This window comes from Opitutus terrae PB90-1 (assembly GCF_000019965.1).
Lineage (GTDB): Bacteria > Verrucomicrobiota > Verrucomicrobiia > Opitutales > Opitutaceae > Opitutus > Opitutus terrae.
In genome coordinates this window covers 108552-121037 of sequence record NC_010571.1, presented here as the reverse complement: position 1 = coordinate 121037, position 12486 = coordinate 108552, and the positions used below count along the sequence as shown (strand labels likewise).

General features: G+C 67.1%; 6 protein-coding genes. 4 read left to right on the top strand and 2 right to left on the bottom strand.

The genetic code is table 11. The features are described 5' to 3' along the window. Positions 1-7 precede the first annotated feature (7 nt). The 4 genes from OTER_RS00485 (at position 8) to OTER_RS00470 (ending at position 5423) form a co-directional block, all read left to right on the top strand. Entirely contained in the window at positions 8-1714 is a 1707-nt protein-coding gene (locus OTER_RS00485; protein WP_012372925.1) for a hypothetical protein, read from the top strand. Next, complete coding sequence (locus OTER_RS00480; RefSeq protein ID WP_012372924.1) at positions 1711-3102, top strand: hypothetical protein; 1392 nt, start codon at positions 1711-1713, stop codon at positions 3100-3102. Before OTER_RS00485 ends, OTER_RS00480 begins: the two co-directional genes overlap by 4 nt. Positions 3103-3236: 134 nt before the next feature. After that, positions 3237-4103 carry a 3-keto-disaccharide hydrolase gene (locus OTER_RS00475; RefSeq protein ID WP_012372923.1) on the top strand — a complete coding sequence of 289 codons (867 nt, stop codon included), beginning with the start codon at positions 3237-3239 and terminating at the stop codon, positions 4101-4103. Positions 4104-4169: 66 nt separating this feature from the next. Further along, a complete protein-coding gene (locus OTER_RS00470; protein ID WP_012372922.1) occupies positions 4170-5423 on the top strand; it encodes a sulfatase-like hydrolase/transferase in 1254 nt (417 codons plus the stop codon). A gap of 105 nt (positions 5424-5528) precedes the next feature. Here OTER_RS00470 and OTER_RS23445 read toward each other — a convergent pair whose 3' ends face one another. Both OTER_RS23445 and OTER_RS00460 read right to left on the bottom strand, forming a co-directional pair. Next, entirely contained in the window at positions 5529-9470 is a 3942-nt protein-coding gene (locus OTER_RS23445) for a response regulator (protein WP_012372921.1), read from the bottom strand. 73 nt (positions 9471-9543) lie between these two features. Beyond that, on the bottom strand, positions 9544-12324 hold the full coding sequence (locus OTER_RS00460; RefSeq protein WP_012372920.1) for an AsmA-like C-terminal region-containing protein: 2781 nt from the start codon (positions 12322-12324) through the stop codon (positions 9544-9546). Positions 12325-12486 lie beyond the last annotated feature (162 nt).

The window sequence follows — 12486 nt, the reverse complement described above, 5'->3', positions numbered from 1 at the left end:
TCACGCGATGAGCGCCACCACCGTTTCGGACAAAAGACCGCTCGGCGCCCCGCTGCTGGTCCTCGTTGGGCTGGTGGTGGCGGTCGTGGCGTGGACGCTGCCGGTCAACCTGAAATCCGTCAGCCCTGCGTTGTTGCGCGAGGCCGGCGCGCAGACGCCGTCCCTGGCGGTGTTCGGTCGCCAGCTCGTGCAATCCGAGAAAATCGGCCCGGCGGCGCTGGTGCTCGATGCGGCGCGAACGTTGAAGGATCCGGGCGCGCCGGCGTTGGAGCAGAGCCTGAAGGAACTGCAGGCGCAGCAGCCGGAGATGGTCGCGTGGGGCGGCTGGGATCCGTTTCTCGACCCGCTCTTCAAGTTGCGCGAGAGCAAGGGCCACGCGGGTAGCACGCCCGTGCTGACGTTTTTTCTGCCGGAGCAGGCGCGCACGGCGTTGCGCGACTACCTGAGCAACTCGCGCTCGCTTGGGGTGCAGGCATTGCTGCGGCTGCGCGAGGTGCGATCCACCGGCCGCTTTGTGCCCGTGTCGCAGCCCGGCGGGCAGCCGCTCGACGCCGTCATCCTGTTGGCGGCGCTGCTCTATCAGGGCGAACATCTCTCCCCTGAGCTGCAGCGCGAGGTGCGCGGACTGGCCGACGAAGCACTCGCGCGGCGCAGTCTGGGCGAACTCGAAGGTTTTTTCCTCGATCTCCTGTCGCTGAGCCGCCGGCTGGATTGGTCGCAGCTCTCCGAATTGCTGCGTCGCAGTCAGGACGCGAAGACGGTTGGCGAATACGCGCATCTGGCCCGAGTCGCGCCCGATGAATTTCCGCTGATCTACGTGGCCGCGCTGTTTTCCAATTCCGCCGATCGTGTCGCGATTTATCTGATCCAGTTTGGCAAAACGGGGCTGAGCGACCTGCGGCTCGCGCTCTCGCACGGGCAGGGCGCCGTCCAGCAACTCCTGCTGCGCCAGGTGCCGGTGAACCACACACCTGATCTCGGCCTCGGCACCGCCGCGTCGCTGGTAATGCTCCATCCCAGGCTGATGCTCGCGGTGAAATATCTCGGGTACCTGCTCGCCGCCTATCTGGTGTTTCGCGGGCTGGACCTGTGGCTCGTCTCGCCCGGCGTGCCGCGCCAGCTCGTAATTCCGCACCTGAAGAGCGGGATCCTGGCGCTGCTGATCGCTGGTGTATTGGTCATCACCACCGAACCTTTCCTGCTGCAGGCCGCGCCTCCCTCCGAGTTCCGGTTCCGGCTCGTGCTCCCCGCCCTTGTCACCACTTCCACCACTCCTGTCGAATCCGCCAACAAAACGATCACCACCATGGATGCCTCTACGCTGCTCTCGATTGGCTTTTTTGCCGCCTTGCAGGTGGCGATGTACTTCTTCTGCCTGCTGAAGATCCGCGAGATCGCGCGATCTCCGCACCCGCCCCTTGTCAAGCTGCGGCTGATGGAGAACGAGGAGAACCTCTTCGACGGCGGCCTGTATGTGGGTATCGGCGGCACGGCGACGGCGCTGGTGCTGCAGGTGCTCGGGATAATCGAGCCCAACCTGCTCGCCGCCTACTCGTCGAACCTCTTCGGCATCACCTGCGTGGCGCTGGTCAAGATCCGCAGCGTGCGTCCCTACAAGCGCCAGCTGATCCTCGACAGCCAGGCGGTATCGCCGACGGTGCGGGATCCCGTCTTCGGCAGTGGCAATCCCGGTTCCGCGCCCGTGATCACATGAACAAGACGCTGCTGCTCATCCTCTGCGATTTTCTCCTGCTGAATCTCCTCGCCTTGACGCGATGGGAGCGGGCGGAGCCTTCGCCCGTCAAGCAGCCGCCGGTCCCGAAGATGGAGGCCAACGCGGTCACCAAGGACCAGGATCTCGTCGAAAGCATGAAGACGGCGCTCGCCGACGAACGCGCGACGCGCGACCAGCTCGCGCAGCAACTGAGCACGCTGCAGGGCACGCTCGGCACGCGTGAGCAGGAGCTGCAGAAGATCGAGTCCGATCGCTCCCAGCTGTCGACGGCGTTGAGTCAGACGCAACGCACGGCCGAGGAACTCAACGCCAAGGTGCAGGAGGCGACGCAGGCCGCGACGATGACGCGCGAGGAACTCGCGCGGCTGCAGCGCGAACTCGAGGAACGCCGCGCGGAAGCGGAGCGACAGAAGCAGCAGCTGGCGAATTATGAGAAGCAGCAGACCGAGGCCCGCGAGCGGATCGAGGGCCTGGCCGCGGCGGTCAAGGTGGCCGAACGCGAAAAGCAAATCCTGACCGAAACGGCCGAGACGCTGCGCGGTCAGGTCGTGGCCGAGCGACAGGAGCGGCTGAAGGTGCAGGAAGCGACCACGCAGCTCGCGCAGGGCGTCGGGCAGCTGGCCGAGTCGTCCGGGCAGTTGACGAAAGAGATCCGGGAGAACCGGCCGATCAACGCCAACGTGCTGTTCAATGATTTCCTGACCAACCGCGTCGCCACCAACTTCACCGCCGTGCGCGCCGGGCTGTTCGGACCCGCCACGCGACAGAGCTCGGCGCAGACGATCCTCGTGAGCGACGGCCAGCAGACGTACGCGCTGCTCCACTACGCCGACACGCCGTTCCCGCGGGTCGAAAACAATTACCAGTGGGAGAAGATCAACGTGGAGTTCACGCGTCCGCCGGACTACCGGAGCAGCGCAAAGGAGATCCAGTTCCTCTCGGTGGATCCGCGCGTGGTCGTGGTGCCACTGGACCCGGAGCAGGTGAAGGCGCTCGGGGTGAAGATCTATCCGACCGCGCTGGAGCCGTTCAAATTCCCGGAGGCCGTGCTCGTGAGCGGCGGCGGCCAGGGCTATGGCGAGGTGGGCTTCAAGCTCGATGCGTCGCAGCCTGGCTACGTGCGGGTGGACAACCGGTTTTTCCGGCGGATCTTTGGCGACTTCGCCCCGTCGCGGGGCGATCTCGTATTGAGCAAGACCGGCGAGATCCTGGGCATCATGGTCAACAGCGACTACTGCGCGGTCGTGAACAATTTCCTAGCGGCGCGCCGACTGACCACGGGCGATGACGTCAGCGCGCAGCAAACGAGTTCGATCTTGAATGACATCAATGCGCGGGTGCTGAGCCTGCCGTTGAAGTTGCAGTAGCACGACGGACCGCGGCGGCGGCTGGAGGTATGATTCCGGCCGTGCGCGGCGGGTCGTGACGCGTGTCGGCCGGGACCACGTCATCACGCCAGTTCACGGTTGCGACCCGGCGGGCGGCGAGGTGTCGTTCGCGCATGCGCCTTCTGGTTACCCTGTCGGTTCTGCTGGGGCTGAGTTCCGTTGCGATGGCGGACGAGGGCTGGCGTCCATTGTGGAACGGTCGTGATTTCTCCGGTTGGTCGACGTGGCTGCAGCGCCCCGAGCCGAGTTCCACGGTGCCCGGCCTCGCTCGCGCGGCGGACGGCAAGTATCTCGAGCCGATTGGCGCGAATCGCGATCCGCTGCATGTGTTCACCATCGCGGAAGTGGACGGACGCGCGGCGATCAGAATTTCCGGCGAGGTGTTCGGCGAACTGCGCACCGCGCGGTCGCTGCAGGACTATCATCTGCGCCTGCAGTTCAGATGGGGTGAAAAGAAATGGCCGCCGCGGCACAAGCCGGAGACCCGGCGCGACAGTGGGCTGCTTTACCACGTGCATACGGCGCCGGGCGCAGAAGGCCGGACCTGGGCGCGCTCGATCGAACTGCAGATTCAGGAACACGACGTCGGCGATCTGTGGGCCGTGGGCTCGCGCATTGCGGTTCGCGCCAAGCCGCAGCCGGGCACGGAGCCGCCACGGTGGATCTACGATCCGGCCGGCGAGTGGAAAGTCTTTTCCCAGGTGCCGGGAGCCGAAGGGCGCTGCGTGAAGCAGCCCGACAACGAGAAGCCTTTCGGGGAGTGGAACACGGTGGAGCTGATCTGCCTCGGCGAAGACACTGTGCACGTCGTGAACGGCAAAGTGGTGATGCGATTGCACGGGCCGCAGCGGATCGACGGCCCGGCACCCGCGCCCGTGACCGGCGGGCCGATCATCCTGCAGTCGGAGGGCGCGGAGATTTTTTATCGCGACATCGAAGTCCGGCCGATCACGAGCATCCCGCCGGAATTCTCAGAATAGCCGAGGCCAGCGGGCGGCGGCGAAAACAGGCGTGCGCCCGCGGCGACGGCGCATAGCGTGCGGACCATGGCGCCGAAGCCGAGCATCCTGTGGATCGTGACCACGCAGTGGCGGGCGCAGGCGTGCGGCTTCGCGGGCGATCCCAACGCGCGCACGCCCTGTCTTGACGCGCTGGCCGCAAAGAGCGTCGTCTGGACGCAGGCGGTGGCGCCGCATCCGTTCGGCCCGTTCGCGCGCGCGGCCATGTTGACGGGCGTGCCGTCGCCCGAAAACGGCGTCCGCGACTATTTCGATCCGCTCCCGATCTGGCGGAGCGGAGCGACGAACGGACGAACGATTGCGCACACGCTCGACCCACTCGGTTATGCGACCGCGTTCTTCGGCAAATGGCATCTGGGCCGGCGCGATCCCGCGGAGCCACTCGTGGGCGAGGCGCACGCGCGGACGATCGTCCCGGCGGACGCGCGGGGCGGATTCGCGCATTGGGAAGGTTTCGAGAGCGGTTTCCTGCTGAACGATCCGTGGCTGCACGGGACGAGGATCGGCGAGCCGCGGCAGTTTCGTGGCTATCAGAGCGACGTGCTCGGCGAACGAGCGGCGCGCTGGGTGGCGACGCAGAGCGTGGCACCCTGGTTCTGCGTCGTGAGTCTCGAGCCGCCGCATCCGCCGTATGATGCGCCGGCGGCGGGAGTGCCGCCGCCGGCGCCGCAGGAGATCGTGCTCGAGCGCAACGTACCACGCGACGGCGAGCTGGAGGCGAAGGCGCGACGGGAACTCGCGGGCTACTACGCTCACATTGAGGCGACAGACCAGGCCATCGGACGGCTCGTCGCAGCCGTGGATGCCGCCGAAGCGACGCAGGGACGCCCCGCGCCGATCGTGGTGTTCACGAGCGTGCACGGCGACATGCACGGCGCGCACGGGTTGTTCCGCAAAGGCTGGCCGTACGAGGAGAGCGTGCGCGTGCCGCTGCTCGTCCGGGCCGGCGGTGCCATTGGCGGACGGAGCGACGAACTCGTGTCGCTGCTCGATCTGCCGCGCTGGGCGGAGGCGTGGGCGCGCGGGGCCGAGGTGCGCCGCACGATGGCCGGTCATGAGGCACAAGCGATTTCGATGCCGTCGGTCGTGCGGTTGCCGCAACAGTGCGACCGGATCTGGCACGGCGTGCGGACCCGGACGCGAAAGCTCGTGCTGAATGACGACGGCACGCCGTGGCTGTTGTTCGATTTGGAGAACGATCCGGGCGAGCAGCGCAATCTCGTGGGCGACCCCGCGTGGCGGGTGGAACGCGATCGGCTGCGGGCGCTCATGCGACTGTGATCGTCGGTGTAGCCGGGCTCGGGAAGCCCCGAGCCGGGGTCACCGACCCCGGCTACAACAAGCCGATGGGACGAGGGCGCGGCGCGTGGCGAGGAATCTCGCGCCTCACCCGATGGTCTGCGGCGTGTTGGCCTCGCGCGAAGCGAAGAGCCGCCGGATCGCCGCCTCGATTTCGTGGAGCTTCACCGGCTTCGAAATATAATCGTCCATGCCCGCTTCGAGGCAGCGCTCGCGGTCGCCCTGCATCGCGTTCGCGGTGAGCGCGACGATCTTCGGTTGCCGCGAGGCGGGCACCTTTTTTCGGATCTGCCGGCTGGCCTCCAGCCCGTCCATCTCGGGCATCTGCAGGTCCATCAGGACGAGATGATAGTGCCGCGCGGCCAGCGTGGTCACGGCTTCCTGGCCATTGCTGACGGCGTCGGCGCGATAGCCGAGCCGCTCGAGGAACCGCAGCGCGACCTTCTGGTTCACGGTGTTGTCCTCGGCCAGCAGGATATCGAGTGGAAACTCCTCCGCGAGTCGCCGCGTGAACGGTCCGGTGGTGTCGGTCGCGATGACGGTATGCGTCGCGGGGTTGAGCAGGGCGCTCACCACGTGCAGGAACGAGGTCGTTTTGAAAGGCTTGAAAATGCTGGTGAACGGCTGCCGGTCGGCGGGCGGAGGCGGCGCGGTCTGGCCAAACGGGAGCATCAGCAGCCGCGGCGCCTTGATGGACTGCAGGGCTTCCAGCGGCGAACTACCTTCGGTCTCGTCGCCATCGATGATGACCAGCGCGGGTGGCGTAGGCAGCGTGGCGGCCAGCGCGGCGCCCGCGAAGGCATTGGCGGCGAAGTGACACGTGGCGCCGTACGGTTCCAGCAGGCCCGCGATCCGTCGCTGCACGACCGGATGATCCTCGACGCACAGCACGGGGCAGCCCTTGAGTTGGTCCAGGTCGGGCGGAGCCACGAGTGGCGCGCCTGCGGCGGCCTCTTCGGTCGTGATCGTAAAGATGAACGACGAACCCTCGCCGACCTTGCTCTCCACACGAATGCCGCCGCCCATCAGGATGCTCAGGCGCTGGCAGATCGCCAGGCCGAGACCGGTGCCGCCGTATTTGCGCGTCGTCGACGAATCGACCTGGCTGAACGCCTTGAAGAGCCGATCGAGTCGCTCCGCGGGAATGCCGATACCGGTGTCGCGCACCACGAACTCCAGGGGAAAGCGTTTCAGGTTGGCGGGAACGGTGGGCGGCCGCCGCCGGACCTCGATCGCGATGCTGCCGGCGGACGTGAACTTCACCGCGTTGTTTACCAGGTTCACCACGATCTGCCGGAGCCGGGTGATGTCGCCGATGATCCATTCCGGCACGTCTGGCGCGATGTGGTAAGCGAGCTCGAGATGCTTGGCGGAGGCCTGTAACGCGAACAGGTCGAGCGATTCCTCGAGGCAGGTCGCCAGCTCGAACGGCAGGTGCTCGAGATCCATCTTGCCCGACTCAATCTTGGAGAAGTCGAGGATGTCGTTGATGATCGTGAGCAGCGCTTCGCCGGAGGTGCGGATCGTGTTGACGAAGTCCCGCTGCTCCGGGCTGAGATCCGTCTCCATGAGGAGGCTGGTCATGCCGATCACGCCGTTCATCGGGGTGCGGATCTCGTGCGACATCGAGGCGAGGAAGTCGCTCTTCGCGCGCGACGCCTCGTCGGCTTCGGTCTTCGCCCGGCGCAGCGCCAGCTCCGTGTCGACCCGCGCGGTGATGTCGGTCTCGATGACGATGAAGTTCTGCAGCTGCCCGGCGTCGTTGCGCACCGGCTGGAGCTCGACGCGCAGGTGGTATTTGCGGCCGCGCTTGGAGTGGGTCACCACGTCGCCGGAGTGGGCGCGGCCCTGCGCGATCGCGGCGTCGATTTCCTGCAGCGTGCGGGCGTCGGTCTCAGCGGCGGCGACGAAGTCGATGGGGGATCGGCCGACGACCTCGTCGAGCGAATACTCCATGACCCGGCTGAAGCTTTCGTTGACCCACTCGATCGAGCCGGCGGGCGAGATGATGAGTACCGGGTTGTCAGTCTTGGCGGCGACGAGCGAGAGCTTGCGGGTCTCGGCCTGGCTTTCGCGCAGCGCCTGTTCCGCTTCGCGGCGGGCGGTGATGTCTTGGACGGTGCCGATGATCCGGGTCGGGCGGCCGCTGGTGCTGGCCGCCACGGTCTTGGAGCGGGTGTAAACCCAGCGCCACTCACCCCCGTGGGATTTGACGCGGAATTCCGGTTCAATGAACGACGCCACGCCGTTGAGCTGCGAGTCGACGCGGCGGCGATAGGTGGGCAGATCGTCGGGGTGAATCAGCGACTGCCAGGCGGCGACGGTCGCCGACATCCGGCTGTGCTCGTAGCCCAGCATCGCCCAGAGTCCGGAGCTGTAGTAGACGTGGCCGGCGGCGACGTTCCACTCGAAAATGCCGATCTGCGTCGAGTCGAGCGCGAGCCGCAGGCGCTCGTCCGAAACCTTCAGCCGCGCCTCGATGCGGCGGCGTTCCTCGTTTTCGGCGTGGAGCTTCTTGTTCGAAAGCTCGGCCGCATGTTGTCCGGCGCGTGCGCCCCGCGCGAGGTGCACGCTCAGGCCCAGCAGCAGTGCGATGCCGATGCCCGCGCCGAGCGCCAGCTCGGGGAGATAGCGCCGGTCGTTTTGGAGCGCCTCAGTGCGCGGCGTCATCGTCACGCGGACGCGGCGGTCGAACATCGGGTAGGTCTTGTCGATGAGCAGCGCATCGTGGCGTTGCTCCTTCGGCTGCAGCACGGTGCGATACGCCTCCTCCGCGCCGATCTTCACCTCGACGAGGTGCCCGTCCTCGATTTTCCGTTCGGCGATGACGCTGCTGAAAAAGGTGCGGTAGAGGAACTCGGCGGCGACGTACCCGCTCGCCACACCCTGCCGGATGATCGGGGCATAGATGACCACGCCGTGGCCCCGGCCGCCGAGTTCCGTCGTGCCGGAGATGACCGGGCCGCGATTGATGCGCGCGGCGGCGATCGCCGCCTGCCGCACCGGATCCATCGCATGATCCAGCGAAATCGCCGTGGCGTTCTCCTCGCGCGGATAAACCCAGATCGTGCGCAGCTCGGGATTGAGCACCGCGATCGACAGGATCCCGAGCCGGCCCGACGAATCCTGCCATTGGGAGCCCGCGTCGACCTCCCACACGGCTTCGGCGGTCAGCGCGCCATCCGCCCACATGCGGGCGAGTCGCTCGATGGCGGCGGCCTGCCGGTCGAACTCGTATTTGAAACTCGTCGCCAGCGAATCCATCTCCGTCTGCGTCTTCGCGCCGAGGTAGACGGTTTCGCGTTCGCGCAACCCGATCCAAAGGATCAGCGTGAACGTGAGGCAGCCGACGATCGCGGGCATCGGCGACCACGCGGGCGGACCGCCGCCGGCGTTCATCGTTTCCCGCCAAGCCAGGATGAGCAGGCCGACGCCCAGCACCAGGAGAGCGGCGGCGGCGAGCGGCGAAGTGGCGGTGTGGGTGCCCCAGCGGTAAACCGCCGGCAGGCTGACGGCGTAACCGAGCAATGTGGAAAAACCGCCAGAGGCAACGAGCGAGCTGATCACCGCCTCCGTGAAAAGTCGCGCGGGGGTGCCGCGCCGCAGGCTGCGCCACGTCAGCGCCAGCGAGACGAGCAGGATGCTGCACGCGGACATCGCCGACATCCGTCCGGGATGTGCGGTATCGACCAGCCACCGGTCGGTGCCGAACAGTTCATCCAGGCCGAGGTTGATTCGCAGCGCGTGCTCGGCGAGCGACAGCGCGGCGATCGCTGCGGGAATCACGGCCGCCCAGCTGGCCATCGGCCGGCCCAGCTCGATCGCCAGCAGCACCAGCCCGAGGAGGGTGAAACACAGCGCTTCGTTCGCTTTGATGGAAGCGGCCTGAGGCGACGGCTGCACGAAGGCCTCCACCCCCGCCCACGTGCCCACCAACGTCGATACCCCGATCACGAGCAGCAAGCTCGCAATCAGGAGGGACGATCGCTCCAGCCAGGTTCTGCGGGGTAATGTGGGCAGAAAGGGCATTGAGGGTTTCCCCCTAGTTAAGGGGCCGCGCAGGAATGGATCAATGTGTTTTCCGCCGGCAACCGCACGGAGATCAGCGACCAGACGTTTCCGACGGTGAGGCGGAAGAGGAGTTGCCGGGGGGCGGAGCCGCGGATTCCGTGGGTTCGGAAAGGGCGCGGAAGAGGTTGGTCGGACCGATCACAAAGGCCCATTTCGGCTCGTCCAGCCCCCCAGTTAACTTCACTTCCAGCACCGCCGACAGCGGTGTGAGCATGACGCCGACGACGTTCTGGAGGAGGGAGGAGCTTTCCTGGAAGGGATAGACTCGGGCGTTGAAATCCAACTCGCGGCGGGCCAGCGAGTAACTGCCGTGGGCCTGGATGGCTGAATTTGCGCCCGTGACGTTGACGGACGGGAAAGAGACCTTGGGCCCCTCGATCTTGAAGTTGCCTTGGGCATGCGTGAACCGGAGCGCAGTGAAGTTCAGCAGGTCCGACAAAAGGCCGAGCAGCCGAACCTGTCCGAGTTCGGGGCCGACGATCGACGCGCTGCCGTTGCCGGTGAAACTGAGCGGATCATCGACGCGGCCCTCGGCCGAGGCGGCCAGCTCGAGTTTCGCCGTGTTGTAGCCGGGCTGGACGCGCTCGGCGCGCGGAACGGAGTCGCCGCGGCGACGGGCCAGATGCTGCGAGACCGTCGTGACCGCGAGCCCGAGGTTGGCCTGGTGCACGGTGCCCTCGAAACGGATCCGCCGCTCCGGCTCCCGCCCCCAGATCCGGGCCCGGCCGGCGACCGCGCCGCCCGCGATGTCGGCGCTGATGTTCTCAATGCCAAGCTCGTCGTCCTTGAGCGTCGCGATAAAGCTGAGGTTTTGGCCCGGAAATTCGTAGGCCGAGAATTCGCCGAGGCTGCTGGCGTCGATCTGGAGATTCTGGTGTTCGCCGCCAGGCGCGGCGGGTCCGTCGAACTGGCCGCTTACCTTCAAGCGCGGTGGTTCCGCAAACCGATACGGCGCCAGCCGCGGGCCCAGCTTCGGGCCGAGAAGCGCCGCGCCGGTTTCCAAATCGATGCCGGAAGCGAAGGTGAAGGCGAGGTGCGTCCAGTCACGTCGCTCGAAATCGTAACCGCGCGTGAACTCGCCGCGAATCTCGCCGGTGCCGCGCGTGCCGTAGAGCTCGAGTCCGTCGATGAAATTCGGGCGGATGAACATCAACGTGCGCGCGTAGTCGAGCTCGGCGCCGCGGATCAACGCGTGGTTGCTTTCGGCGAAGAGAAACACCGTCGTCTTCCAGCCATCGCGCCACCAGCCGTGCACGTCGACGCTCGCGTCGGGCGGCGCGTCCGGAAATTCGAAGTGCTCGAAGAATTCCGTCCACCACGAGCGGAACCAGCCGCCGATGTGCGCGGGCCGCAGCCGCCCGTCGAGCACGAAACGATATTCGCGCGTGCGCAAATCCTGCGTGAACGAGCCGCGGGCAAAATCCTCGCCCAATCGCGCCCGCGCGTGCCGGGCGGTGAAGCGGCGGCCATCGAATTCGAACTCCCCCGCCACGGAATCCAGCGGCACGTGGTAGGCATCGATCTCGCGCGCGGCGAGCCGGCCGGCGGCGTGTTCGAACTTCCATCCGCGCCCGAACCGCGCGCGCGCGTCGACGGTGAGCGGCTGACCAAAACCGACGAACGGGCGCGGATCGCGGGGCAGCAGCGCGGCGAGGGGCTTCATCAGCTCCGGGGAAAGCTCGCCTTGGAAAACCACGTCCGCGGTACGGCCGGTGAGATCGGCCTCGCCCGAGAGCGCGATCGGGCGGCCGAGGCTGCGCGCGATCAACTCGCCCCGTACCAGGGGCAACGGCTGCGGCTGCAGCCCGGCCGCGAGGTGCTCGAGCTGGAAACCGCGGGCGCCGAGCTCCGCCGCAGTCAGCCGCAGTGTCTGCGGCGTGTAATAAAAGTGCGCGGGCTCGAGCAGTCCGGTGACATCCGCTTCGACGTGGCGCGCGCGTGCTTCGCCGACGGTAACTTCCGCCGCGGTGACGTGCAGCGGCGTGAGGTAAGGCGTGTCGCCGAGCAGCGGCAGCTGCGTGAGCGCGCGGACGTTGGCGGCGCGCAGATCACTGAAACGCGGATACGAGAGCGCGGTGGCGGTGAGCACCACCTTCGCCAGCGCGCCGCGCGCGGCGACTGGTTGCAGCACGACATCGAGTTCCGGCCCATCCAGCGGCGCCAGCTGTTCCCGCACGCGAACGAGCTGACGGCTGAGTGCGGGGTAGTTTCGCGCGAGGGTCTGCAGCAGCGGGAGTGGGGCGATCTTTCCGGTGTCCGGGCGCGCCGGCAGGGCGACGCGGCCCCGCAGCGCCACGGCGACGCCGGCGAGCCGGCCGCTGGCCGACTCGATCTGGACCTCCCGGTCTCCCGGCAACACCGACAGGTCCAGCTCGCTGACAATCTCCTCGTGTCGGCCGCTGGGCGCGAACATGGCCGGCACGAACAGCCGCGCGCCGGTGGCCTGTACCCGGTGAGGCTGAAACCGGCCGGCGAGCAGCGACCACGGATCCAATTCCACGTAGGCCGCGCGCAGGTCGACCACGGGCTCGGCGAATTCCGGCAAGGTGAGCTGTAGATTCTCGAGGAGGATGCCGCCGCGCACATCGAAGCGCGCGCGGCCGAAATGCGCATGCACGTCGGAGGCGTTGAATTTCTCCTCGAGCGATCGCAACGCGAAGCCGGGCACGTCGAATTCCTTCGAGACAATCACGGCGATCTGCAACGCCAGCAGCGCGCCCAGCGCGAGCCAAAGCACCCAGCACGCGAGCAGCAGCACGCAATCGGCGCAGAAACGCAGTGCTTGCAGCACGGGCTTGGACCGCTCGCTCATGGGCTAGGCGGAAAACCGCGGCGGGACGGGCCCGCAGAACGGCGGGTGCGAATGCCGCGACGAGGGCGTCGCGGCTCCAGACGACGGTCTCGGTGTACCGTGCGGAATGAGGAATGAGGGCGAGGGGCGCTCATGCGCTTTGATCGAGAAGCAGCTTGGGTA

Coding starts and splice junctions, on each gene's coding strand:
- OTER_RS00485 (WP_012372925.1), top strand. CDS start 8: ATGAGCGCCACCACCGTTTCGGACAAAAGACCGCTCGGCGCCCCGCTG.
- OTER_RS00480 (WP_012372924.1), top strand. CDS start 1,711: ATGAACAAGACGCTGCTGCTCATCCTCTGCGATTTTCTCCTGCTGAAT.
- OTER_RS00475 (WP_012372923.1), top strand. CDS start 3,237: ATGCGCCTTCTGGTTACCCTGTCGGTTCTGCTGGGGCTGAGTTCCGTT.
- OTER_RS00470 (WP_012372922.1), top strand. CDS start 4,170: ATGGCGCCGAAGCCGAGCATCCTGTGGATCGTGACCACGCAGTGGCGG.
- OTER_RS23445 (WP_012372921.1), bottom strand. CDS start 9,470: ATGCCCTTTCTGCCCACATTACCCCGCAGAACCTGGCTGGAGCGATCG.
- OTER_RS00460 (WP_012372920.1), bottom strand. CDS start 12,324: ATGAGCGAGCGGTCCAAGCCCGTGCTGCAAGCACTGCGTTTCTGCGCC.